Below are 24,647 nucleotides of genomic sequence, written 5' to 3' on the forward strand. Positions count from 1 at the left end.
GAATCCGGTCGCGACGGGCGGTGTATCGGCAACTCGCGCTCTCGACGCCTGCATCATTGACTATCCCTTCGATGGGAGGAAGTGCGAGGTCAGGGCAATTCTGGCGGACCGTGCTACCGGGCAAGGAGTGTTACGGAAGATCGTCGAAACGCACGTCGTGGGCTACGGCGGTCGCGTGTAGACCGTCGGCGCCCGGTTGGATGGCGGTCAGGCGGGCACCGAGCGGCAGTGCTTGCAGCGGCACGACGAAGGTCAGCGATTGGCGCAGCAATGCCAGGGAGATCGTCGGTCCGCCTGCCGCCGCCTGGACCGACACCGGGGTGACCTCGATGCCCGCCTCGGTCGGTGCGACGGTGACGAAAACCGTCGCGGGCACCGAGATCCCCGCCACCGAGAACGACCCGGTGACGCGCAGCCCTTGCGGACTGTCGGAGATCGACTCCACGCCCGCCGGCGCGAAACCCAGCACGACGTCGTAGGGGACCACCGCGGTCGCGGTCGCCGTGGCCGCGACAAGTTCGGACGTGCGGTTGTTGATCAGGTCGCCCAGCGGTGCGGAGACGTCGGTCAGTGCGACGTCGAGATCGTGGACGGAAATGTTGTGCCCACTCCAGTCGCCGATCCGGATGTCGATGTCGGGATAGGTACCGGCGACCGCCTGGGTCAGGAACGGAAACCCGGCGATCTCGACATCCGGTCGCTCCGCAAGGTCGTACTCGGCGGCAACCTGGCGTCCGATCTCGTTCTGCGCCATCACAACTGCGACCCGATCGCCCACAACCAGCCCGATCGCCAGCACAACGATCAGGATCAGCAGGGCACGCATACATTCACCATCTCGGCCATCCCCCCATCATGCTGTGGATCGCGGCCGAATGCTGCCCTCGACCCGCCAGATATTCCTCTACCGTGGGTGGTTGCCGCGTTCACCGAAGGAGAGCCGAGTTGCTGAGCCCGTGGGATGGCCGACCGACATTCGTGTTCGTGCACGGCGCGCACGGCAACGCCGGATACTGGACACCTCTCCTGCGTGAACTCGGACTGTGTGGACACAGAGCGATCGCCGTCGACCTACCGGGCCACGGCGCCGACGCCTACTTCCCGATGTCCTACCAGGCCCCGCAGGACCTCGCCGCATTCACGGAACTGCCGGCGCCGACGGCTGCGGTGACACTGCAGGACAACGTTTCTCACGTCGAAACCATCGTTCGCAGAGCCGGGGTGTTCGGGCCGGTCGTGCTCGTGGGGACCAGCGGTGGAGGCGCCACGATCAGCGCTGTCGGCAACGCGATTCCCGAGGCGCTCGCCCGCGTCGTCTACATCTCCGCCTGGTGCTGCGTCGAACTCCCCAGCGTGGCCGCCTATCTGGCAACCCTCGGCCACCACGACGTGGCCACCGTCCCGGTCAACTGGCGTACGGCTGACCCGGACACACTGACGGCGCTCAAGGACGGTCTGATGGCCGACGCCACCGACGAGCAATTCCGCGCCTGCCTGAACCTGCTGGAACCGGCGGATTCCCCCTCTGTACTGACCGCCGATTCGCGCGTGCACGCCACCACCTGGGGAAAGATCCCACGCACCTATATCCGGCTGTCCCGGGACCGGGCGATCCCACCCGAAATGCAGGACAAGATGATCGCCGAAGCCGACGCCCTCACACCCGCCAATCCTTTCGACGTCCACACGGTCGACACCAGCCACATGGGGATTCGCCTGCACCCCACCGAGATAGCGGACATCCTCGACCGCCTCACGAGTTCGGATGACCGTGCCGGCTGATGCGACGACCTGAACTGAAATGATCTGGGGTGGCGTGCTGCCCGGACGGGGTGGCCCTGGGTGGAACGGGACTTCGTGAGCTCCGCTGTAGTGCTGATAGTGATCGTGTTGGTGGCGGCGGTGATGTTCGCGGTGCCGTGGTGGGTGCTGGTTGCCGCGCCGACCGGGCGCAGTGGGTTGCGGTATCGGGTCGGGACCGGGGTCTGCGTTGCCGGCTTCGTCGGTCTGCCTGTCGCCATGTTCTTCGGGCACGGTCCGCCGCAGTTCGACCCGGCGGCGATTGCCGGTGACGTGCTGCTCGGGGTGTTGTGGGTGGTGTTCGTCTGGTCGGTGATCGGGTCGGTTGTCCGGGGCGCGCTGCGTGTTGCCGGGGTCACCGGGATGCGCGTTACCCAAGGGGTGGCTCTGGGTGTGGTGGTGGTGTCGGCGGTGCTCACGGGGTACGGGGTGTACGAGGCGCGGCGGGTGCCGCAGGTTCGGACCGTCGACATCGCGATCCCGGGCTTGGCCGAGGGACTCGACGGGCTGCGGGTCGTGGTGCTCACCGATACTCACTTCGCCGCGATCGACCGGGAGGGATGGTCGCGAGAAGTCGTCGACGTGGTGAATGCGCAGCGGCCCGACATCGTGGGGCTGGCCGGGGATCTCGTCGACGGTTCGGTGGAGCAGCGCCGCGATCAGGTCGCCCCGCTCGCCGACGTCGAAGCGCCGCTCGGCCGGTTCTACATCACCGGCAATCACGAGTACCTCGACGACGCCCAGAGCTGGATCGACTACATGGCCGGCATCGGCTGGCAGCCGCTGCACAACGCGCACCGGACCATCGACCGCGACGGTGACCGGTTGGTTGTCGCCGGTATCGACGACCCCACCGCCGATGTGCCCGGACACGGTCCCGACCTGCCCGCCGCGCTCGCGGGCACCGACCCCGCCGCACCGGTCGTCCTGCTGGCCCACCAGCCCGCACAGGTCACCGACAGTGCCGCGGCCGGGGTGGAACTGCAGATCTCCGGGCACACCCACGGCGGTCAGATCTGGCCGTTCCACTATCTGGTCCGACTCGATCAGCCGGTCGTCTCCGGCTTGAGCAGGCACGCGAACACCCAGCTCTACACCAGCCGCGGCACCGGCTACTGGGGTCCGCCGATGCGGGTGTTCGCACCGAGTGAGATCACCGTGCTGGTGCTGCATCCCCAGCGGTGAACGCCTGCGGCACAGGATGTTTCGCCGCGTTCAGGTGCCGAGTCCGAGCCGGACGATGCGGTCGTCCCTGTCGGTGGGATCACCGCGGCCGTCGGTGTTGTTCGTCAGCAGCCACAGGGACCCGTCCGGCGCGACGGCGACATCGCGAAGGCGTCCGTACTCGCCGACGAGGAGCTCGGTCGAGTGGGCGAGGTCGTCGAGCGGGATTCGGCGCAGTCGCTCACCGCGCAGATTCGCGAGGTAGACGGACCCGTCGACAGTCGTCATCCCGCTCGGGCTGGCCTCGGACGGTTTCCACTGCTGCACAGGGTCGAGGAAACCCGCCCGCCCCGCGATGCCTTCGACCTCGGGCCACCCGTAATTTCCGCCGGGTTGGATGAGATTGAGTTCGTCCAAGGTGTTCTGGCCGAATTCACTGGCGAGCATCCGCCCGTCCGGCGCCCAGGTGATGCCCTGCGGGTTCCGGTGGCCGTAGCTGTAGACGAGTGACTCCGGCAGAGGGTTGTCGGCGGGTGCCCGCCCGTCCGGTGTCATGCGCAGGATCTTTCCGCCGAGGGACGCGCGATCCTGGGCCGTTCGGCGATTACCCGCGTCGCCGACGGTGGCATACAGCATTCCGTCGGGTCCGAAGGCGATCCGGCCGCCGTTGTGGTTGGTGGCGGCGGGTAGGCCGGTGAGAATCGGTGTGCCGCTGCCCAGTCCGAGGTTGCCGGGCTGCCCGGTGAGGTCGAATCGTTCGATGCGATTGTCGTCGGCGGTGGTGTAGTAGGCGAACAGGTGCCCCTCGCGCACCGCGATGCCGAGCAGACCGCCCTCGCCGGACGGCTCGACGTCCTCGATGACCCCCACCTCGTATTGTGCTCCGTCGGTACCGATTTCGAGGATACGGGCGCTGTCACGTTCGCTCACCAGTGCGGTCGAGCCGTGGAAGGCGATCGACCACGGGGCGTCGAGCTCCTCGGTGACGGTGGTGTCGGGGCCGGACGCGCCGGTCCGGGTGGTTGCCTGCTCGGCCCGCTCGCTGGGGGCGCAGCCGCACAGCAGAGCGATGGCCGAGCCGAACGCCACGAGACACGCTCTGGTGCGGAACTCCATGTCTTCGAGACTAAACCCGCCGTTCGATCGCCTACCAGGTGTGGCGAGCGCCTGAAACCGGTGACCGCATCAGGCGAAGACAGCGCGCACAACGGACTCGTCGCCATCGATCGCGACCAATCCGAGCGCGAGGGCATCGCTGAGAGTGATCGCGCCGGCGGCGAGGCCGAGGATGTAGCCGGGGTCAGCGCGGACAGTGGCGTCGAGTGCGCGGCCGTCATGCGCGCCGACCTCGAAGCCCGAGCGCGACGCGCGGAGCTGGAAGAGTGAGTCGCCGATCTCGAGACCGACTGTCGCCGACGGAAGAACCTCGATACGGGCGTCGAGCAAGGCGGGGACGGCGAGGGCGAGCCATCCGGGGCGGAAGGCGTCACCGTCGGCGGGACCACGAACCATCAACGGTGTGGACCAGCGAATCAGGCTCTCGATCGGTCGGCGCAGCTCGGCACCCCACGGCGTCAGGGCGTACTCGACCACGCTGCCCTCGCCGGTCAGTCGCCGCTCGACCACACCCGAGGCCTCGAGGTCGCGAAGCCGGTCGGCGAGCAGGTTGGTCGCGATGCCGGGCAGGCCCTCGATCAGGTCCCGGTAGCGAGCGGGGGCAAGGAGAAGCTCGCGGACGATGAGCAGGTTCCACCGGTCACCGACGACTTCGAGGGATCGGGCGAGCCCGCAGTACTGACCGTAGCTACGCATCGTTTCCTACCATCGCTTGATCTTCTCAAGTGCACGTGAGATCCTCAAGTATACCCTGATGCCGAGCCCTGAGGGGGCCACCATGGTCGACACCACCAAGCGCGTGCGGCCCGGTTGGGTCGACGACGAACTGTTCCCGTTCGAGAGTCGATTCGTCGAGATCGACGGGCACACCGTGCACTACGTCGACGAGGGGTCAGGCCCCACTCTGCTGCTCCTGCACGGCAATCCGACCTGGTCGTTCCTGTGGCGCGACGTGATCGGCGCACTGCGCGCCGACTTCCGTTGCGTCGCACTCGACTACCCGGGATTCGGGCTGTCCTCGCCGCGGCCCGGCTACCGCTTCCTGCCCGAGGAACACGCAGCGGTGGTCGCCGGGTTCGTCGACGCGCTCGGCCTCGAGGGAGTCACCATGGTCGGGCAGGACTGGGGCGGCATGATCGGCTTGGCGGTCGCGCAGCGGCGGCCGGGCGTCTTCGATCGGCTGGTCCTCGCCAACACCTGGGCCTGGCCGGTCAACGGGGTCCTCCACTTCGAGGCCTTCGGTCGCATCATCGGCGGCCCCGCGATCCGCTTCCTGGTCCGGCGGCTCAACCTCCTCGTGAACGGGTTCATTCCCACCGGCCATCGACGGCGAAAGCCGACCGCAGCCGAAATGACGCATTACCGTCAGGCGCTCGGCACCCCTGAGCGGCGCCAAGCCAGCGCCGTGCTTCCCGGCCGGGTTCTCGCGAGCCGGGACTTCTTCGCCGAGGTCGAGGCCGGGCTCGGCGACGTCGCTCATCTGCCGACGCTGATCGTGTGGGGCGATGCCGACATCGCCTTCCGTGCGCAGGAGCGCGAGCGTCTGGAAGCGACGTTCACCGACCACAAGACGGTGATCGTCGAGGGTGCGGGCACCTACGTCGAGTCCGACGCACCCGAGGAGTTCGTCGCCGCGATCCGCGACTGGACGGCGATTCAGCCCACTTTGTAAGTGCCGCCGCCCGCCGCGATCAACCGACCGTCATCGGTGGCGACGATGTCGACCCGGCAGGTGCTGAGTCGGCGGCCCGCGCGCAGGCGGGTGCCGATGATGTCGATGCTTTCGGCGCGGGCGGGCTGGATGAAGTCGATCGACATCGAGACGGTGACGCCGCGCAGCTGCTCGGGCAGGCGCGCGCCTGCCCAGGACGCGGCCATGATGCCGATATCGATGCAGCTCGCGAGGGCGCCGCCGTGAACCATGTCGCCGACCGTGACGAGTTCGTCCCGGAACGGCATGCGCAGGCGGGCCCGGCCTTCGTCGATGTCGATGAGCTCGATGCCCATGTGCTGGACGAAAGGGGATTGGGGCAGGAACAGCGACATTGCTTCGCTGCCGGTGCGGGGGGAGGTGATCATCGAGACTCCTATCGTAAGTTGACTACGATATCGGAATGAGACTACGGTATTTCGTATGACGTTGGAACCCCCGACAGACCGACGAAAACGCCGGACACACACCGCCGTTCTCGATGCCGCGCAGATCCTGTTCCAGCGAGAGGGCTACCGCGGCACCACCATCGACATGCTCGCCGGTGAGGCCGACGTCGCGGTCAGTTCGATCTACGCCAACTTCCGTGCGGGCAAGGCCGATGTGTACGCCGCGCTGGCGTGGCGCATCGCGACCCGCCATGCGGAGGCGATGTCCGCACCGACCGGCGACGAGCCGATCCCGCGCGACGAAGTGGCCGCCGTCTTCGACCGCTACGTCGCGTTCCATCGGGAGAACCCGCTCGCGCTGCGCATTCTGGCGCTGACCGACGTCGATATCAGCGAATCCGAACTGGCGGCGAAAGCCAAGACGCAGATCGACGGTGTGCTGGGCGGGTTGGTCGAATCCTTCGCCGCCGCAGTGCGGCGCGGGGGATGCGATGTCGACGCCCGTGCGCTGGTGCTGGTTTCGTGGGCGGCGGTGAACGGTGCCTACTCGTTGTTCCAGCGACGGATGGTCGACCTATCGACCCTGGATGTCATGCTCGGTATCGCCCGAGCCGATCTACTTTCCCATGTGGGCGGCCCCGATGAAGCGTGACGGCGAACTCAGCCGACGGCAGCAGATCCGTACTGTGAGTGCGGCATCGGTCGCGCAGACCATGGCCCTGCCCCATCTCGTTCGCGGGCTGCGTCGCGGCGGCGACGTTTCGGGGTGGCCTGTTCCGGTACCGCCGGATTCGCGGCTGTGTCGCTCCGCGCTGGACGAGGCGACGGAAGTGCTCACTCCGGCGCTGCTCGCGCACAGTCTGCGATGCTGGGAATTCGGTACGGCCTTGGCGCAAGTGGACGATCTCGCGCCCGATCCTGAGGCGCTCTACCTCGCATGCGTCCTGCACGATGTCGGAGTGGGTGCGCCCGACGATGCGACGACAGGGTGTTTCGCCCTGCTCGGCGCCAACCGGGCTCGCGCGTTCGTCACCGACCGGGGCGCTACCCCCGAGCTGGGCCAGTGCGTCCATACCGCCATCGCCCGGCACATGGATCCGCGCACTCCGCGCGACGACGGCGCCGAAGCGAGGTTGCTGCACGACGCCGCCCACCTGGACGTCGTCGGGCTGCGCGCCCACCACCTCGATCCCGGTCAGATCGCCGAAATCCACGCCCGCCACGGACGCGACGGATTCAGTAGCGAGTTCGCCGCCGCGATGCGCTACGAAGCGCGCGTCCGCCCACGCTCGACAGCGGCGACACTGTGGTGGGCGGGAATGCCGATCGCCATCGCGCTGAATCCCCTCGATCGCTGACGGCGGTCGAGGGGGCAGGCAGCGATCAGGAAACCCGAATCAGTCGGTGCGGACACCCCGGGCCGGAAACAGGCTGTCCCACAGTCGCGTCGGGGTTCGCTCGGGATCCATCAAGTCGTTCTCGGCCAGGGGACTGTCCTCGTTCTCGACGGTCGCCGGCTCGAATCGTTTCAGGGTCCGGCCGTCGCCGCGCAGTGCCTCGACGGTGCGCACCAGCGAGGATGTCTCGGCGAGCGTGGCGTCGAACTTCGCGGGTTCGGCGTCGAGATGTTCGCACAGCAGCGTGCGCCGGATGCCGAGGATGGTCTCGCGCAGTTGCTCACCGTCTGCGGTGGCAGGGGTGACCTCGACGGCCAGATCGCATTCGGTGTCGAATCCCATCGAACGGTTGTTGAGATTCGACGATCCCACCCGCAGCAGGCGGTCGTCCATCACCAACACCTTGGCATGGACATAAATGGGCGCACCGGCGGCGGTGACGGGATAGTAGACGCCGAGCCGATTCTCGGTGTCGGCCTTCCACAGCAGGTGCAGCAGGCGGCGGCGGGCTCCATCCATGGCCTGTTGCTCGAGCCAGCCGTCGGCGTTGCGGGGCAGTACCAGCACGACCTCCGGGCCGTTGCGCTCGCGCAGGCGGGTCGCGATCGCCTCTGCGAGCGTGCGCGAGGCGAGGTACTGGCTTTCGATGTAGAGCGACCTGGTGGCGCCCGCGATCGCCGCCAGATACAGCGCCTCGATCTCACGAACTTCGGCGCGGTCGGCGAGTTCGGGCAGCGTCCGCGCGATACCGACATCGACCGACCGCATCGTCGGTTCCAGGCCCTGCGGCCACGGAGTGTCCCCGGCGATCTCGCCGAGCGGGTCCAGTTCCCGGCCGGTGGCCGCTTTCCATCTGGCACGAGCCAGCTCGCCGATGGCTTTCGCCGCGTCCCCGTCGACGGCGGTGGTCGCGTCGTGCCAGGGACCGTAGCGGTTGCCGTTCGGCGCGGTCCGGAAACCGTTGTCGTCGCGGTGGTCGCTGGTGTCCCAGCGATCGACAGTCATGTCGATGCCGCCGCAGAACGCGAGCCGGTCATCGATCACCACGATCTTTTGATGATGTGCCGACCCGATCGGGTGCGCGGCGTCCATTTCGAAGTGCAGCCGACGGTCGGTCAGCCAGTTGACGACGAAGATCGGTGTCATCCCGCGGCTCATCGCGGTGAACGCGCCGATGTTCCACTTCAGCAGATAGATCTCGAGGTCCGGGCGATGCCGTGGCAGCCAGGACAGGAATTTGCCCAGCCGCTCTGGTCCTTCGAGGGTCTTGCCGTGTGGCTCGAATTTGATCCGGGTGTCGAAATCCCAGCCGATCAGCACGATGCGCTTGCGGGCTTGCAACATCGCCGACTTGGCATGGCGGAAGTAGTCCGCCGCGTCGACGATGCATGCCAGCCGGTCCGCCTCGGCGATCTGCCAACAGGTTTCGCCGGGAGAAAGGATCGGTTGCTCGTCGCGCATGGGTAGTCAGTTCTTTCGTCCGTCCGGCCACCCGTCCCCGCAGGTGAACGATTTACACTACTGCGTGGACCCCCAGGTCGTGGGCCGCGGCGACCGCGGCGTTGGTGAGGTTGCCCGCATGGGTGTTCAGGCCCAGCGCGAGACCGGGATCTTCGGCGCAGGCGCGTTCCCAGCCCTTGTCGGCCAAGGCCACCACGTAGGGCAGGGTGGCGTTGGTGAGTGCGTAGGTCGAGGTGTGCGGTACCGAGCCCGGCATGTTCGCCACGCAATAGAACGTCGTTTCGTGGACCGGATAGGTCGGTTCCGCGTGGGTGGTGGGGTGGGTGTCTTCGAAGCAGCCGCCCTGATCGACCGCGATATCGACCAGCACCGAACCCGGTTTCATCTGCGCGACGAGGTCGTTGCTCACCAGCTTCGGGGCGGCGGCGCCGGGGATCAGCACAGCGCCGATCACCATGTCCGCCGCGCGGACCTGCTCGGCGATCGCCAGCTTCGACGACGCCAGGCCGCGCACACGGTTGTTGTAGCGCCAGAACGACATCCGCAACTTGTCGAGATCGGTGTCGAGCAGGGTCACGTCCGCGCCCATACCCAAGGCGATGTTGGCCGCGTTCTGGCCCGCGACGCCCGCCCCGATGATGACCACCTTGGCCTGGTCGACACCGCCGACACCGCCGAGCAGCACTCCGCGACCACCGTAGGGCTTCATCAACGCGTGCGCGCCGACCTGCGGCGCCAGACAGCCCGCGACCTCCGACATCGGATACAGCAACGGCAGCGCCCCGGACGGCAGTTGCACGGTCTCGTAGGCGATGGCCGTAACCCGATGCGCCAGTAGCTGTTCGGTCAACGGCCGATCCGCGGCCAGATGCAGGTAGGTGAACAGGGCGAGTCCTGCGCGCAAGCGGTGATACTCCTGGGCGACTGGCTCTTTGACCTTCAACACGAGGTCCGCCCCGGCCCAGACGTCGTCGGCCGCGGCGAGGATCTGTGCTCCGGCCGCGAGGTATTCGGAGTCGGGAATCGACGATCCCACCCCGGCCCCGGCTTCGATGATCACGTGGTGACCGTTCGACACCAGTTCGTGCACGCCGATCGGTGTGATCGCCACACGAAACTCGTTGTTCTTGACTTCCTTGGGGACACCGATGCGCATGGAAGCTCCTCCTCGAGGATGTTCGGGTTCTGACACGAGCATCAGCGATAAGCACAGCAATCAGCGATAAACTCTGCACAATCAGCGGAATTGTGCGTCCGAGCTGAGTATCCTGCGGTGATGGCGTCGCCACGGCAACCCCGACCGCACCCCGTGCAGCCGTTCCGGGGGTCGCCGTCGAGCCTGGACGACATCGACCGTCAGCTGCTCGCCGAACTCGCCGAGGACGCGCGCGTACCCAACAACGTCCTGGCCGCCCGGGTGGGCATCGCCGCGTCGACCTGTTCGCTGCGGCTGCGCAGGCTCCGCGAACTCGGTGCGATCCGCGGCTTCTACACCGACATCGCCCCGGAGGCGCTGGGGCTGCCCCTGCAGGCGATGATCTCGGTCCAGGTCCAGCCGGCGGCGCGGGCGCGAATCGGTGAACTCAGCGCCAAGCTCGCCGCGCTGCCGGGTGTGGTGAACGTGTACTTCCTCGCCGGGACGGTCGACTTCTTGATCCAGGTGTCGGCGGCCTCACCGGACGCGTTGCGCGAGTTCGTCACCCAGGAGCTCAGCGCGACCCGCGAATTCGCCTCGACCGAGACGAGCTTGGTCTTCGAACACATTCGCAGCCCACCGCCCACCCGCTGAGATCGGATCACGCCGAGCCTGTGCACTGTGCCCGCGTGGACTCTCTGCGACGATGTGCCCATGAGCACCACCACCCGACCGGGTGTGATCACGGCAGGCACGCTGGTTCTGTTGTCGTCGCTGTACTTCGCGCAGGGGCTGCCGTTCGGCTTCTTCACCCAGGCGCTGCCGGTGGTGTTGCGCGAATCGGGCTATTCGCTGGTGGCGATCAGTGCCTCGGGGGTGCTGTTCCTGCCGTGGGCGCTGAAGTTTCTCTGGGCGCCCTACGTCGATCGCTACGGCACCCGGCGCACCTGGCTGCTGGTGTTGCAACTGCTGTCGGCCGCGGTCGCGCTGGTGCTGGCCTGCCTGGATCTGTCGTCCTCGCTGCGATGGTTGTTCGCGGGCATCGTGGTGGTGAATCTGCTGTCGGCGACCCAGGACGTGGCGACCGACGGTGTGGCCGTGCGATTACTCGGGCCGCGAGAGCGTGGGCTGGGCAACGGGATCCAGGTCGGTGCCTATCGCATCGGGATGATCGTCGGCGGTGGCGCCCTGCTGTGGTTGTTCGCACTGGCCGGGTGGCGGGCACTGTTCCTGGCCATGGCGGCGTTGATCGTGCTCACCACGGTGCCGGTATGGCTGATGCGCGAGCGGGTCGCGGACCGGCTGCCGGTACCGAAGCCCGCGCGGTTGCTCGGCGCCTGGTGGACCCGATTGCGCCGCCCCGGCATGCTGGCCTTCATCGCGTTGATCGGCGCCTTCAAATTCGGTGACTCGATGGCCGCGGCGCTCACCGGTCCCTTCCTGTCCGACGCCGGACTCGGCCTCAGCGAGATCGCGCTGATCAAAGGCGTCCTGTCCTCGGCGGGTGCGCTGGCGGGCGCGGCCATGGGCGGCTGGCTGGCCTACCGCTACGGCCGTCGGCAGGCGCTGCTGATCGGCGGTGTCACCCAGACCGCGAGCATTGCGCTGTATCTGGTCGCTTCCCTCGGCCTCGGTGGCTTCGAACTTCTGGTCGCGGCAAGCCTGGCCGAACACATCTTCGGCGGTGCCGCCACCGTCGCCGTTTTCGCGCTGATGATGGATGCGTCCGAATCCGAGCACGCGGGCAGCGACTACACCCTGCTCGCCTGCGCGATCGTCGTCGTCCAAGGCACAGCCGGGATGGCCGCGGGTCTCATCGGCGACCTGGCCGGATATCCCACACTCTTCGCCACCGGTCTCATCCTCTCCGGACTCGGTTGCGCCGCGATGATTCTCGGCCTGTCGCGGGGTCTCGGTCCCACCGGCCTGCACCGAGCCCTCGTGCCGACGGACAGTCCACGACACGACGGCGACCGCAGCGCCGTCCGGTAGCCCGGCGAACGCGGTCCACCTGGTCGACCGGAAATCCCGGCCTTGCCATCGACGCCGATCAGCGGCCGTACCGGGCTCGCTCGGCTATCTTGAGTCCGATGTGCTCGCCGGAGATCGTTCGTCTCGCCCACGAGAGTGCGCCGCAGCCGAGTCGGCGGGCGGTGTTCGGTCTCGCGGGCCTCACCGCATTGGCCGCGGTGGCGCCCGCCCCTGCGGTCGCCGCGCCGCGCTCCGGCGTCGTCGACCTCACCCACACGCTCACGCCGCAACTGCCGGTGTGGCCGGGTAATCCGCCGATGGCCATGGTCCCGGTGGCCTGGCACGCGGCGGGTGGGTTCGGGCAGTTCGCGCTCAGGTACTGGGAGCACACGGGAACCCATCTCGACGCGCCCGCGCATCGGATCCCCGGCGCCACGACCACCGATGTCCTCGCTGTCGACGACCTCGTCGCGCCGCTCGTCGTCCTCGATATCAGTGCCAAAGCCGCCGTCGACGTCGACGCGGTGGTGACCATCGCCGATATCGACAGCTGGCGATCACGGCACGGTGACATCCCCGAGCGGGCCTTCGTCGCGATGTATTCCGGCTGGGAACATCGCCTCGACCGACCGTCGGCCTTCCTCAATCTCGACGAGCGCGGCACACCACACGCGCCGGGATTCTCCGCCGAGGCCGCGCGATACCTCGTCGCGCACTGCGGAATCGTCGGCGCCGGAGTCGACACGCTCAGCCTGGATTGCGGTGCCGATCCCGAATACGGCGCGCACACAGCCTTTCTCGGTGCGGGGCGCTACGGGGTGGAGATGCTCGCCAATCTCGCCACGGTCCCGGCGACGGGCGCGACGATCGTCGTCGGCGCACCGAACCACGCGGGCGGCACAGGCGGACCGTGCCGGGTGCTCGCACTCACCTGACCACCGTCACCAGTCCGGTCGACCGATCGACAGTCGGTGCCGGAAAATGTTTCCCGGATCCGCGGCCGCCTTGACTCGGAGCAGTCGCCGATAGTTGTCGCCGTAATAGAAGGCGTGCCACGGCAGGCCGGAGGTGTTCCATTCGGCATCGGCCAGATCCGGGTCCGGGTAGTTGATGTAACTGCCGCCGTAGGCCTTGTTCGGCACCGGAACACCACCGGTTTCGGCGTGGACGTCGCGATACATCTCGCGCGCCCAGCGCACATACCGGTCGTCATCCGACGGCAGCCGCCACGATGCGTGGATCAGCATCTTCATGAACGAATCCCGGGCGGGCATCGCCGTCGCGTCGCCGGCGACGGCATTGATCGCGCCGCCGAACGGCAGGAATTCGAGCTGGGACTCACCGAGGAAACGGAGATCGGTGATGGAGCGGTAGAAGATTCGGAGTTGATCGGCCGAGTACGCCGTGCGCAGATAGGCGGCTTTGACCTTGACGCGCGTGGTGTTCACGCCCTTCGCGTAATACACCTGGTTCACAGTGTCGGCGTAGGACAGCTGGGCGAGCGGGGTGAGAATGGGCGGCGGGAACACGCCGTCGCTCACCGTGGCGACGAATTCGTCGAAACGGGTTCGCGCGTGCGGTGTTCCGGCATCGAGCAGGATCAGCATCTCGGCCGCGCCGGTGCCGGTCGTCCGGATCATCAGCGGCGCGTAGAGACCGGCGAAGTCATTGCCGGGGGCGCTGTGGCGTTCGAAGAACCCGAGATAGTTGGTGAGTAACCGGACGAACGAATCCTCGGTCGTGATCGGCAGGATCAGTCGCGCGTTGAGCATGCTGCTCGGCGGCTTCGGTAGCGCGTGTGCCGGGTCCGCGCCGTCTGATTCGGGCGACCGGAGCAGATACCGGGTCACCACACCGAAATTGCCGCCGCCGCCACCGGTATGCGCCCACCACAGATCGCGGTCGGGGCCATCGCCGGTCGCGACCACGATGTTCGCCGTGCCGTCGGCATCGACGGTGACGACTTCCACCCCGGCCAGGTGATCGGCGACGAGTCCGAAGCGCCGCGACAGCGGGCCATAGCCGCCACCGCAGACGTGACCGCCCATCCCGACACCGAGACAGATCCCACCTGGCACGGTCACGCCCCAGCGGTGCAGGGCCTTGTAGACGGTGCCGATGTCGGCGCCGGCGTCGACGGAGAACGCGCGGTGCCGCTCGTCCCAGAACACCGCGTTCAGCCGGCCGAGGTCGATGATCGAACGGGTCCGGCCGTTGTCGACGAAATCATCGAAGCAATGTCCGCCCGAGCGCGCCGCGATCGGCGAGCCCTCGGCCACCGCCCCGGCCACCGCGCGACGAACCTCCTCGGCGCTGGAAGGCACGAAGATCTTCGCGGGTCGAGCCACGAAGCGCCGGTTGTAGCCGCGCGCGGCCAGCGACTGGAACTCGCTCGTGCCGAGCACCAGCTCCTCGGCGCGGCTCACGGGCACACCCAGCGCGGCCGCTGTGCCACCGGCCGCGGCCGCGGCGATCAGCTGTCGACGGGAGAGCACCACCGGGTTCCTTTCGCGCCGTGTTCGAGGATCTGCTCGGACAGTAGCGGAATCGCCAGGGCGTGGACGCCAGAAATGCGGCGCGGCGCAGTGGTTGTGAGGTCGATATCGAAGCCGGTGGCGTCAGGTCGGCGGATCGGTGGGGCGCAGGTAGACGGGGTGGCCACCGGTGAGGCTGTTGTACAGCACACTGAGGTCGAGGGAGTCCGTGGTCGGCTTCGTCTTCGGGGGTGCGCTGCGGTCGACCTGGCGGTGGAGCGCTTCCATCTTCTCGTCGAGCTGGGTGGCGACCTCGGCGGCCTGGGCCAGGTCGGTGCGCAGGTTCGGCGGGACCTCGCCGCGGTACTTGTAGTAGATCTTGTGCTCGAGGCTGGCCCAGAAGTCCATCGCGATCGTGCGGATCTGGATCTCGACCGGAATCAGCTCGGTGCGGTCGGAGCGGAACACCGGGATCGACACGATCAGGTGCATGCTCTGGTAGCCGTTCGGCTTGCGGTGGGTGATGTAGTCGCGCTCCTCGAGGACCGTGATGTCTTCCTGACCGGCCAGCATGTCCCGGATCGTGCCGATATCGGAGATGAAGCTGCACACCACCCTGACCCCGGCGATATCGAGCACGTTCTCGCGGATCGCCGCCAGATTCATCGCGTAGTTCTTGCGACGGACCTTTTCGAGAACACTCTCGGGCGACTTGAGCCGCGACCCCACATGCTCGATCGGGTTGTACTCGTGGGTGTTGTTGAAGTCCTCCCGCAAGATGTTGATCTTGGTCGTCACCTCGTCGATCGCGAACTTGTAGCCGAGCATGAAGTCGACGAACTGCTCCCTGAGGATCCGCAGGTCATCGATGCCGACGTGGCCTCCGTCGCCGAGCGGGCCGTCATCGGAGCTGGGGTCGCGCTGCCACTGTTTCATCGTCCTCCATTGTGCCGTCCTTCCCGCGAACACCTCGACCAGTGCGTGCGGCATCACGTTGGCACCTCTCACAGCTGCTGGGTGATCCGGTTCGTTCGGTGACCAGAATCCGTAGATATTTCGTTTGCCCACGGGCGGGCAGGCCGATGATGACTTCTGGTGCAGTGCCTGACGACGGGCACCGTCACGGCACGGGGGCCGAGGCGAGCAGGCACTACTTGGCAATGTGGCCGGGCTGAGGAAAGCGCGCAGCAATGCCCAGTGATGTCGTCGATGTGTCCGTGGAGTTCTCCATCCCACGCCGGGCTCTGTGGGATGTGTTGCTCGAACCGCAGAGTTATCCGCGGCTGTGGGCCGGGATCGGGGGGTGCGATCGGCTGCTCCAGCCGGACGGGAGCACCGTGTGGGAGGTCAGAATCGGGGACCGGGCCGCGGGCGTGCGGCGAACGGGGCTGGCACTGACCATCGGTCGCTGGTACGAGAGTTTCGAACTGCACAACCCCGAATCGGGCAGTTTCGCCCTGGTCCGGCTCACCGGCGACGAGCAGCGCACCCGGGTGAGCGTGACCGTCTTCGCGGCGCCGCGGCTGCACCCGACGCTCGCGGGGGTGACGAACTCGGTGATCATCGGGTGGGTCAAGGATGGGCTGCGCCGGGCGGCCGACGTCGTGGGTGGCGCACGGACCTCGGTGGTGGCCAATGGCAACCGGGCACCGATCCGGCGCAAGTCCGAAATCGTGCGCTGGTGGGTGCAGTCGGGCCAGGTGTCGCCGCCGCTGACCTCGGCCAGGCAGCTGCGCTCGCTGTACCGGTGGGGATTCAATCTGGCGGGCGGCTACGCCGCAGGCGCCGCGCACAGCCCGGACCAGGTCGCGCTCGTCGACGACACCAGCATCGCCACCTTCGCCGAAACCGACAAGCGGACCACCGCGTTGGCGGGTGCGATGTACGAGGTCGGGCTGCGTGCGGGCGACGCGGTGGGGCTACTGGCCGGAAATCATTGCGGCATGGTCGAATCCATGGTCGCGGCGGGCAAGCTCGGGGTCGACGTCGCGCTGCTGAACTCGGGACTGTCGGGGCGGCGGATCGAGGACATCGTGCAGCGGCACCGGCTCTCGGCGTTGTTCGTCGACACCGATCTGGCGCATCTGGTCCAGTACCTGCACACCGATCTGCCGCGCTTCTTCACCGACGACGCGCCCGCCGACCCGACCCGGATCACGATCGAAGACCTCATCGCGGTCCGCCACACGAAGTTCCCCGTCCCGACGGTGCCCGGACGTCAGATCGTGCTCACCTCGGGCACCAGCGGCACCCCGAAGGGAGCGCGGCGTCCGCACCCGAAGGGTTTCGACACGTTGGTCGCGCTGCTGTCGCTGATTCCGATCCACGCCGGCAGCACCATGATGATCCCGGCGCCGCTGTTCCACACCTGGGGGCTCTCCGCGCTGCAATTGAGCACCGCGGTGCGAGCCACAGTGGTGCTGACCCAGGGCTTCGACGCCGAGGAATGCCTGCGCCGCGTCGCCGAACACGGGGTGCACACGCTCATCGCGGTGCCCACGATGGTGCAACGCCTCGTCGACCTGCCCGAGCAGGTGCGACAGCGGTACGACCTGAGCAGCCTGCGGCATGTGATCAGCTGTGGCGCGCCGCTCGCGGCGGTTACCGTCGACCGGTTCCTCGACGACTACGGCGACGTCCTCTACAACCTCTACGGGTCCACGGAGGTCTCCTGGGCCAGCGTGGCCGGGCCCGACGACCTGCGCGCCGCACCGACGACGGCCGGACGCCCGCCGCTGGGCACCAAGATCGCCATCCTCGATGCCGAGCACAAGGCGGTGCCGGTCGGCGTGGTGGGGCGGATCTTCGTCGGCAATCACATGCTGTTCGACGGTTATGTCAGCGATTCCCCGCCCGAGGAATCCGACGGCATGATGGACACCGGCGACCTCGGCTACCTCGATGCCGAGGGCAGGCTGTTCGTGGCGGGCCGCGACGACGAGATGATCATCTCGGGCGGTGAGAACGTCTTCCCGCGCCCGGTGGAGGAGGCGCTGGCGCACCTGCCGCAGGTCACCGATGTCGCGGTGGTCGGCGTGCCCGATCGCGAATTCGGGCAGCGTCTGGCCGCGTTCCTCGTCAAGCACGAAGGCTCCGGGCTCGACCCTGACATGGTGCGCACCTACGTCCGAAACCGCCTCAGCCGCTTCTCTGTTCCGCGCGACGTCACCTTCCTCAACGCGCTGCCGCGCGGTGAGACCGGCAAGGTGCTCAAGCGCTTGCTGGTCGATCCGGAGGGGCTGGCCGGCTGAGCCGCCACGGCCTGCCCCTCCGTCGGGGTCGCTACGGGCGTGGGTTGGCCTGGAACAACTGCCACATCCGGTTCAGCATCTCGGTGCGCCGCGTGCCTGTCGGCCAGGAATGGCTGCCGCCGTTGTAGACCCGCCACAGCACTTCGGTGCCGGATTCGCAATCCCAGTGCCGGGAGTCCTTGACGTCGGTGCCGCCGTCGGGCTGCTCGTTCTGGCACGGACGGTTTTCCCAGCTCCAGTACATGACGTGGCTGTAGGCGATGGGTTCGATGACAGTGGTGTCGTTCGCCGAGGCGAACACGCCCCACGAGACCGCGCGCGCGGGATCGCATCCGGTCGGTGGTGGCGCCGGTGCGTACACCGCGCCGGACGCGAAGACCTCGGGCGCGGTGCAGGCCGCGCGCGAGGCCATCTGACCACCGTTGGAATGACCGGTCAGATGGATGCGGTTCGGCGCCACACAGTATTTCGTGCTGACCTCGGTCACGACCTTCTTGATATGGGTCACGTCGGCCGCGTCGGCGTTCCAGCCCCAACCGGGCGTGCCGTCCGGCTTGTTCTCGGTCTTGATGCCACGCGGGTAGACGACGATGAACTTGTGCTGATCGGCCAGGGCGTTCCAGCCCGACACCGCCTCGATTCCTTCGGGTCGGTCGTAGCCACCGTGGATCGCGACAACCAGCGGAGCACCGGCGGATACCCCGGCGGGGACGTGGACGCGGTAATACCGGCCGTCGAACGCGACATTGTCGGGGACCGGCGTCGTCGAACATCCGGTGGCCGGGCTTTCGAGAACCGCGTTGTCGGCGGAACCGGGCGCGGCCGCCGGCACCGCGAGTAGTAGGGCTGCGCAGGACGCGCCGAAGAGCGCGGCCAGGCGTTTCGTCAGAGAGGACGCCACGGAAACTCCTTGTGTGCGAACAGAATTGCACGTCGCACACTACGCGTACAGTGGTGTTCTTCGATGCCGATTCACGGACACAGGCGGAGTCCGGTGCGCCGGGCCACTCGGGCTCAGAGGTCGAGGACCAGGCGTTTTCCCGCGCAGCGCGAGACGCAGGCCAGGGTGACGCCCGCGGCGTGTTCCTCGGGGGTCAGCGCGCCGTCGCGGTGGTCGGGGGAGCCGTCGGTGACGTGGACGACGCAGGTGCGGCAGAAGCCCTGGCGACACGAGTAGGGCTGATCGGGGCGGACCGCGAGCAGTGCGTCGAGCATGGTCTGGTCGGCGGCGACGGGCACGACCTCACCGGTGCTCGCCAACTCCACTTCGAACGCGGTGCCGTCGACGACCGGTGCGGGAGAGAACCTTTCGGAGTGGAACTCGATGCCCGGCATCGTGCGCACCGCGGCGACGAGGGCGGCCGTCATCGGGGTGGGTCCACAGCAATAGATCGCCGTGTCGTGATCGACACCGTCGAGAAGGTCTGTGGCACCAGGTGTTCCGTGCTCGTCGTCGGTTCGCACCACGACGCGTCCGGAGAGTTCGGCGAGCTGGTCGAGGAACGGCAGGGTGTCGCGGCTTCGCCCGCAATAGACCAGCGTCCAGTCGATGCCGAGCCGGTCGGCGGCGCGCGCCATCGCCAGGATCGGGGTGATGCCGATACCACCCGCCACGAAGTGCAGGCGTTTCGCCGAAGAACCACGCCCGGGCGGCGCGAACGGGAACGCGTTGCGCGGTCCGCGGACCACGACCTCGGTACCGACCGGCAGTTCGTCGTGGACCTCGATCGACCCGCCACCGCCCTGCGGAATGCGGCGCACCGCGATGCGGTACTCGCCGGTTTCGGCCGGGTCGCCGCACAGCGAGTACTGCCGCAGACGCCCGGACGGGAGTTCGATGTCGATGTGCGCGCCCGGCGCCCACCGGGGCAGCGCAGCACCGTCGGGGGCGCGCAGGCCCAGATCGACGACGGCCTGGTCCTGTGCCACCAGCACCCGGTCGGTGACGACCACCGGGAAGCGGGCGTCGTCGGCCCTGGTGAGGATCGGTCGGCGATTGATCAACGTCGACCAGCGAACTCGCAGGTTGGCCACGGTGTCGATCACCTTGGTGGTCGGATCGTGATCGTGCTTGCCGTACAGGTCCGGCGGGATCGCCTCGGGCGCGGGATACACGGTCACTGTGCCGCCGCCCTGGCCGCCGGGGACTTGGCGAGGTAGGCGATCGCCTGCTCGGTGGAGCCGACGTTCGCCGGGTCGTAGCGCGGATCGAAGGTGGACCCGGCGCTGATCAGCAGCGCCGGAATACCCGGCAGCGCACCGCGCCACATCGCCCCGAGGATCTTCCAGATCAGCGTGGGGTAGCCCATCTTCGGTAGTTCGGGATCCTGATTGACCAGGAACTTGGTGCCGCGCACGAGCAGACTGAGCAGGATCGGGATGACGATCAGCATCATCGCCGTACGGCGGAGGTAGCCCGCGCCGAAGTAGATCGCGACATCGTGGGCGACACTGCGGTGTTCGACCTCCTCGGCGCCGTGCCAGCGGAACAGGTCGAGCACACGCGGTTCGGCGCCGTGTTTTTCCAGGTCGGCGTTGAGAATCCAGTCGCCGAGCCAGGCGAAGAAATGCTCGAGGCTGGCAATGAACGCCAACCGCTCGACCAGCCGGGTCTGAGCCTGTTGCGGGCTGCCCTCGCGCGCGCCGAGGGAGTTACGGAACACGTACTCCATCTGGCGGGTGTAGGGCGCGGTGTCGATGTGGTGGGCCGTGAACACCTGGTCGAGGACCTTGGCATGGGTTTCGGCGTGCATCGACTCCTGGCCGATGAATCCGAGCATGGCCTCGCGCACCTTGGCATCGCGCACGTAGGGCAGCGCGTCGCGGTAGGTGGCGCAGAACATCCGCTCGCCCTCGGGCAGCAGCAGGTTCAGCGAGTTCACCACGTGCGAGGCGATCGGCTCGGACGGCATCCAGTGCAGGGGCGCCGAGGTCCAGTCGAACTTCACATTGCGTGCCTGCAGCGCCACATCAGGTGCGCGCACGGTCCTGGCCGTGCGACGGAACGGGAGTTTCATCGGGTCTCCTGTGCGAGGGGAGCGGAGTTGTCGTGGCCGGCGCGCAGGAACCGCCCGGTTCCCCAGTCCGCGCCGATGCCGGGCGCGACTTCGCCCGCGCCGAAAACCCGGCGGCCGTTGACGACGGTGGCCACGACGGCGCGGTCGTTGCGGTTGACCATCCGGTCGAGGCCGAATTCGGGCAGCGGAGCTTCGTGGAGCTGATGTACCTGCTCGTCGAGCCCGGCCGGATCGATGACAACCAGGTCGGCTCGACCGCCTTCGCGCAGGTGACCGGCGTCGATCTGATACCAGTCGGCGAGCTCGCCGGTGAGGCGGTGGACGGCACGTTCCACGCTCAGGAACGGCTTGCCGGCTTCCTGCGCCCGCAGCACCCTTTCGAGCAACCGCAGCGGGAAGTTGTAGAACGACATGTTGCGCAGGTGCGCCCCGGCGTCGCCGAAGCCCATCTGCACGCCGGGGCTGGCGGCGAGCTTGTTCAGGTACTCGGGGCGATCGTTGGCGATCGTGGTGCGCCAGCGCAGCGCGGGACCGTACTCGACCACCATGTCGAGGTAGGCGTCGACGGGGTGCAGCCCGCGGTCCTTGCCGACCTGCCCGATCGACTTGCCGACCACCGATTCGTCAGGGCAGGCGATGATCTCGGCATCGAAGAAGTTGCGGTGCCAGATGCGCGGGGTGAACTTGTTGTCGTACTGCTTGCGGAACCAGCGACGGTAGGGCTCGCTCTGGAGCAGCTCGTTGCGTTCGACCTGGTCTTTCAGATGCAGGGCCGCGGCACCGGCGCCGAACTCCTCGAACACCACCAGGTCGATGCCGTCGGCGTAGACGGTGAACGGCACGGGCAGGTGCTGCCAGCGGAAGTCGGTGCGCGCGAAGCGATTCAGCAGCGGCGCGGCGTAGAGCATGAACCACACCAGCGGCGGGTAGGCTTTGGAATCAGCGGCCGAGAGCAGCGAGGTGCGCAGCTTGGGCCGGCCGATGCCGGCGCTGCCGACGAAGAACTTGGCGATGTTGGGGTTGAAGCCGACCGTAGGGGCGCTCTGCAGCACCCGATCGCGCCGACGCAGCACCTTGTTGAGCGCGCGCACCTCTTTGCCGCGGGTGTAAGTAGACGGCAGCGACCGCGACCGGTATTCCTCGCCATCGATCTTGTCGAGCTTGTTCGTCATCGACGACAAACCGAGGAAGCCGGCGTCGACCGCCGCCTCGAGCAGGCTGGTCATCTGCTCGATTTCGGCGGCGGTGGGCTTGGTGTCGCGGGTGACCCCTCGCCCGAGCCCGAGCACGTGCGTGCGCAGATCGGAGTGACCGAGGAACGCCGCCACATTGGGGCCGAGGGGCAGCGAATCGAGTGCCTTCGCGTACTCGGCCGGGTCCGACCAGGTGCGGTGCTTGTCGAGGGCGCCCTGAACAGCGTCGCGCGGCACGGCTTCGACGCGGCTGAACAGGTCGGCGCAGTCGGCGTTGGAGGCCAGGACGGTCGAGAGCGAGCAGTTGCCGACGACGACCGTGGTGACGCCGTGGCGCAGCGACTCCGACAGTTCGGGCTTGAGCAGCATCTCGGCGTCGTAGTGGGTGTGCACGTCGACGAAGCCGGGCAGCACCCACTTACCCGCGGCCTCGATCACCTCGGTGTCGGTGCCGATCGGTAGCGCGGTCGCGGAGACGGCCTCGACGATGCCGTCACGGATGCCGATATTGCGCCGGGCGGCGGGGGCGCCGGTGCCGTCGAACCAGAGACCGTCGGTAATGACGATGTCGAAGTCGAGCATGTGCTTTTCTCTCATTCGTCGTTACTTGGGCTGAGCCTGGATGAACGCGTCGGCGTAGCCGGCGATCGCGGCGGGGTCGGAGTAGGGCAGCCAGTGCCCGCGCGACAGGTCGTGGCGCACGACCTGATCGGCCCACTTCGCGGTGTCGTCGTAGCCCGCGGGGCGCACGGCGATGTCACGGGTGTTGACCAGCAACTGCACCGGCACGGTGGTGCGTCGTTCCCGTGGCCCGAACATGCGGGCCAGGATGTTGGCCCGGTAGAAGCGCAGCCCCGAGATCATGTCCTGTTTCAGGGTCGGCGCCAGCGAGATCTGCTCCGCGGAGGTGCCCTCGACCGCGCGAAGGAACAACTTCCAGACCTTCTCGGTGCCCACGAGCCGGAAGAACAGGTCCGGCAGGATCGGCAGCATGAAGAAGGTGGTGTAGGCCGAGGACAGGCACTGGCTGAGCGCGCCCCAGATCCCACGCGGGGTTCCCGACAGCACACCACGGCGCATCCAGGCGGCCAGGTGGTCGAGGTTGGGGCCCGAGATCGAGGTGAACGACGCGACGTACTGGTCCGCGCCCGGTTCGCACACCGCTTCCCAGACCTGGACCGAGCCCCAGTCATGGGCCACGACGTGCACGGGTTCGGTGGGGCTGACGGCCTCCACCACGGCGAAGAAGTCGGTCGCGAGCCGGTTCAGCTCGTAGGCCGACACCTGGGTCGGCGCGCTGGATTGGCCGTACCCGCGGGTGTCGTAGGAGATCACGCGGTATTTGTCCGACAGCAGCGGAACGACGCCGTCCCAGAGGTGATGGGTATCGGGCCAACCGTGGACGAGAACCACCGGAATGCCGTCTTGTGGGCCGAATTCGTAGACAGCGAGTGAAATGTCGCCGTTGCGCACCAGATGCGTTCTGGATGACGCTGCCCCGGGAGTGTGGTTTCCGGTTTCGCGCGTCATACGAGACTCCTTCCGGCACGGGGCTTCGTTGCTCCGTGCGCAATCAATAGTACCGCCGGTACCATTTTCTGGTACGCGTAGTACCGGGAATATCTTGAGGATCGAAAGGGCCGCTGTCAACACCCCCTCGGAGTCCGCCCGCGATACGGCGGCCTGTGCCTCGCCGGGCGCCGCTATCCTGGCCGTACGCGAAGGGCGGATCAGGGAGAACAGTGACTACATCGTCTAGACCGGCTCGCCGGTCGCCCGTACGGTTGCTCACCCGCGAACAGGTCATCGCGGGCGCGGTGCGGTGCATCGACCGCGACGGACCCCAGCTGAGCATGGAGGCGCTGGCTCGCGAGATGGGCGTCGCCAAACCGCGTCTGTACCGCATGTTCGCCGACAAATCCGAGCTCGACGGCGCGGTCTCGGACTGGCTCGTCGCGCAGATATACGCGGCCGTCGCGCCGGATCTCTCGCTCATCATGCAGCCGCCCAGGGTCACGATCCATCGGTTCCTCACCGCCTACGCCGGGGTCATCGCCGAACATCCCGACGTGTTCCGGTTCCTCGTCCTCACCCAGAGCGTCTCGGGCGCCGACCCGGACGCTCGCCCGTTGGACATCGGTCGGCGCCTGTCGCACGATCTGGCCGAGCGCAGCCGCAGTGTGCTGTCCTCGGTCGCGCTCGATACCGACGGTATCGATCATCTGCTGCGCGGCATCGTCGGATTCGTCATGGCCGTCACCGACCTGTGGCTCGACACCGATCCCGTCCCGCTGCCGGACCCGACCGCACTGTTCGTCGATCGGACGACCAATGCCGTCGTGCAGTTGTTCGACGGCTTTCTCCGCGAGAAGGGCGTCGTCATCAAGCCCGATATGTCGGTGGCGGCGACTCTGGCCACCATCACCGAGAACGCGCCGCCGCTCGACTGACCCCGGTTGCCTCCGCGCGCTGCGGGGGGGCCACCCCCGGTGCTGGTTCAGGCCGTCATCTCGTAGGTGCCGGCCAGCGCGCGCGCCCCGCCGAGTACCCCGTGGAAACCGGATTCGT

23 protein-coding genes are annotated in these 24,647 nt (G+C 67.6%); 10 read left to right on the top strand and 13 right to left on the bottom strand.

Annotated elements, in window-relative coordinates:
• Positions 1 to 130 precede the first annotated feature (130 nt).
• The gene (locus ACWGCN_RS16590; protein WP_452457317.1) at positions 131 to 826 is read right to left on the bottom strand and encodes an LmeA family phospholipid-binding protein; all 696 of its coding nucleotides are present in this window, start codon (positions 824 to 826) and stop codon (positions 131 to 133) included.
• A gap of 119 nt (positions 827 to 945) precedes the next feature.
• On the opposite strand from ACWGCN_RS16590, the gene ACWGCN_RS16595 reads away from it, so the two are divergent.
• The gene (locus tag ACWGCN_RS16595; protein WP_452457316.1) at positions 946 to 1,782 is read left to right on the top strand and encodes an alpha/beta fold hydrolase; all 837 of its coding nucleotides are present in this window, start codon (positions 946 to 948) and stop codon (positions 1,780 to 1,782) included.
• Between the two features lie 75 nt (positions 1,783 to 1,857).
• Complete coding sequence (locus ACWGCN_RS16600) at positions 1,858 to 2,985, top strand: metallophosphoesterase (RefSeq protein WP_452457315.1); 1,128 nt, start codon at positions 1,858 to 1,860, stop codon at positions 2,983 to 2,985.
• A 30-nt stretch (positions 2,986 to 3,015) separates the two neighbouring features.
• On the opposite strand, the gene ACWGCN_RS16605 is transcribed toward ACWGCN_RS16600, so the two are convergent.
• Positions 3,016 to 4,080, bottom strand: coding sequence for a PQQ-dependent sugar dehydrogenase (locus ACWGCN_RS16605; protein ID WP_452457314.1), 1,065 nt, complete (start codon positions 4,078 to 4,080; stop codon positions 3,016 to 3,018).
• A gap of 69 nt (positions 4,081 to 4,149) precedes the next feature.
• Positions 4,150 to 4,776, bottom strand: a complete 627-nt coding sequence (locus tag ACWGCN_RS16610; RefSeq protein ID WP_452457313.1) for a winged helix-turn-helix transcriptional regulator — start codon at positions 4,774 to 4,776, stop codon at positions 4,150 to 4,152.
• 58 nt (positions 4,777 to 4,834) lie between these two features.
• Here ACWGCN_RS16610 and ACWGCN_RS16615 point away from each other — a divergent pair, with 58 nt between their 5' ends.
• Positions 4,835 to 5,752 carry an alpha/beta fold hydrolase gene (locus ACWGCN_RS16615; protein ID WP_452457312.1) on the top strand — a complete coding sequence of 306 codons (918 nt, stop codon included), beginning with the start codon at positions 4,835 to 4,837 and terminating at the stop codon, positions 5,750 to 5,752.
• On the opposite strand, the gene ACWGCN_RS16620 is transcribed toward ACWGCN_RS16615, so the two are convergent.
• Positions 5,737 to 6,159 (bottom strand): PaaI family thioesterase, encoded by a 423-nt coding sequence (locus ACWGCN_RS16620; RefSeq protein WP_379312983.1) that lies wholly within the window; start codon positions 6,157 to 6,159, stop codon positions 5,737 to 5,739. The two genes, ACWGCN_RS16615 and ACWGCN_RS16620, sit on opposite strands and share 16 nt — an antisense overlap.
• Before the next feature lie 55 nt (positions 6,160 to 6,214).
• Here ACWGCN_RS16620 and ACWGCN_RS16625 point away from each other — a divergent pair, with 55 nt between their 5' ends.
• Complete coding sequence (locus ACWGCN_RS16625; protein WP_452457311.1) at positions 6,215 to 6,832, top strand: TetR/AcrR family transcriptional regulator; 618 nt, start codon at positions 6,215 to 6,217, stop codon at positions 6,830 to 6,832.
• A complete protein-coding gene (locus ACWGCN_RS16630; protein WP_452457310.1) occupies positions 6,822 to 7,538 on the top strand; it encodes an HD domain-containing protein in 717 nt (238 codons plus the stop codon). The genes ACWGCN_RS16625 and ACWGCN_RS16630 overlap by 11 nt, the downstream gene beginning before the upstream one ends.
• A gap of 39 nt (positions 7,539 to 7,577) precedes the next feature.
• Here ACWGCN_RS16630 and ACWGCN_RS16635 read toward each other — a convergent pair whose 3' ends face one another.
• Positions 7,578 to 9,038 (bottom strand): phospholipase D-like domain-containing protein, encoded by a 1,461-nt coding sequence (locus tag ACWGCN_RS16635; RefSeq protein WP_452457309.1) that lies wholly within the window; start codon positions 9,036 to 9,038, stop codon positions 7,578 to 7,580.
• A gap of 52 nt (positions 9,039 to 9,090) precedes the next feature.
• Entirely contained in the window at positions 9,091 to 10,194 is a 1,104-nt protein-coding gene (gene ald, locus ACWGCN_RS16640; protein WP_452457308.1) for an alanine dehydrogenase, read from the bottom strand.
• 120 nt (positions 10,195 to 10,314) lie between these two features.
• Here ald and ACWGCN_RS16645 point away from each other — a divergent pair, with 120 nt between their 5' ends.
• The 3 genes from ACWGCN_RS16645 to ACWGCN_RS16655 all read left to right on the top strand — a co-directional run bounded on the left by ACWGCN_RS16645 (position 10,315) and on the right by ACWGCN_RS16655 (position 13,079).
• A complete protein-coding gene (locus ACWGCN_RS16645) occupies positions 10,315 to 10,827 on the top strand; it encodes an Lrp/AsnC family transcriptional regulator (RefSeq protein ID WP_452457307.1) in 513 nt (170 codons plus the stop codon).
• 60 nt (positions 10,828 to 10,887) lie between these two features.
• Positions 10,888 to 12,165, top strand: a complete 1,278-nt coding sequence (locus ACWGCN_RS16650; RefSeq protein ID WP_452457306.1) for an MFS transporter — start codon at positions 10,888 to 10,890, stop codon at positions 12,163 to 12,165.
• A gap of 98 nt (positions 12,166 to 12,263) precedes the next feature.
• Positions 12,264 to 13,079, top strand: coding sequence for a cyclase family protein (locus tag ACWGCN_RS16655; RefSeq protein ID WP_452448427.1), 816 nt, complete (start codon positions 12,264 to 12,266; stop codon positions 13,077 to 13,079).
• A gap of 6 nt (positions 13,080 to 13,085) precedes the next feature.
• On the opposite strand, the gene ACWGCN_RS16660 is transcribed toward ACWGCN_RS16655, so the two are convergent.
• Together ACWGCN_RS16660 and ACWGCN_RS16665 are read right to left on the bottom strand one after the other, a co-directional pair.
• On the bottom strand, positions 13,086 to 14,639 hold the full coding sequence (locus ACWGCN_RS16660; protein WP_452457305.1) for an FAD-binding oxidoreductase: 1,554 nt from the start codon (positions 14,637 to 14,639) through the stop codon (positions 13,086 to 13,088).
• Positions 14,640 to 14,762: 123 nt separating this feature from the next.
• Entirely contained in the window at positions 14,763 to 15,554 is a 792-nt protein-coding gene (locus ACWGCN_RS16665) for a GTP pyrophosphokinase (RefSeq protein WP_379312973.1), read from the bottom strand.
• Between the two features lie 254 nt (positions 15,555 to 15,808).
• Here ACWGCN_RS16665 and ACWGCN_RS16670 point away from each other — a divergent pair, with 254 nt between their 5' ends.
• A complete protein-coding gene (locus ACWGCN_RS16670) occupies positions 15,809 to 17,869 on the top strand; it encodes an AMP-binding protein (RefSeq protein ID WP_452457304.1) in 2,061 nt (686 codons plus the stop codon).
• Between the two features lie 31 nt (positions 17,870 to 17,900).
• Here the strand turns inward: ACWGCN_RS16670 and ACWGCN_RS16675 are convergent, their stop codons facing one another.
• The 5 genes from ACWGCN_RS16675 to ACWGCN_RS16695 all read right to left on the bottom strand — a co-directional run bounded on the left by ACWGCN_RS16675 (position 17,901) and on the right by ACWGCN_RS16695 (position 23,609).
• Complete coding sequence (locus ACWGCN_RS16675) at positions 17,901 to 18,770, bottom strand: alpha/beta hydrolase family esterase (protein ID WP_452457303.1); 870 nt, start codon at positions 18,768 to 18,770, stop codon at positions 17,901 to 17,903.
• 113 nt (positions 18,771 to 18,883) lie between these two features.
• Positions 18,884 to 19,990, bottom strand: coding sequence for a PDR/VanB family oxidoreductase (locus ACWGCN_RS16680; protein ID WP_378989791.1), 1,107 nt, complete (start codon positions 19,988 to 19,990; stop codon positions 18,884 to 18,886).
• On the bottom strand, positions 19,987 to 20,886 hold the full coding sequence (locus ACWGCN_RS16685; RefSeq protein ID WP_452457302.1) for a metal-dependent hydrolase: 900 nt from the start codon (positions 20,884 to 20,886) through the stop codon (positions 19,987 to 19,989). Before ACWGCN_RS16685 ends, ACWGCN_RS16680 begins: the two co-directional genes overlap by 4 nt.
• Positions 20,883 to 22,661 (bottom strand): N-acyl-D-amino-acid deacylase family protein, encoded by a 1,779-nt coding sequence (locus ACWGCN_RS16690; protein WP_452457391.1) that lies wholly within the window; start codon positions 22,659 to 22,661, stop codon positions 20,883 to 20,885. Before ACWGCN_RS16690 ends, ACWGCN_RS16685 begins: the two co-directional genes overlap by 4 nt.
• A 21-nt stretch (positions 22,662 to 22,682) precedes the next feature.
• Positions 22,683 to 23,609, bottom strand: a complete 927-nt coding sequence (locus ACWGCN_RS16695) for an alpha/beta fold hydrolase (RefSeq protein ID WP_452457301.1) — start codon at positions 23,607 to 23,609, stop codon at positions 22,683 to 22,685.
• 212 nt (positions 23,610 to 23,821) lie between these two features.
• Between ACWGCN_RS16695 and ACWGCN_RS16700 the strand changes: the two genes are divergently transcribed.
• Positions 23,822 to 24,529, top strand: a complete 708-nt coding sequence (locus ACWGCN_RS16700; protein WP_379314635.1) for a TetR/AcrR family transcriptional regulator — start codon at positions 23,822 to 23,824, stop codon at positions 24,527 to 24,529.
• Positions 24,530 to 24,647: the final 118 nt, after the last annotated feature.

It is taken from the genome of Nocardia sp. NPDC055050, from assembly GCF_053608345.1.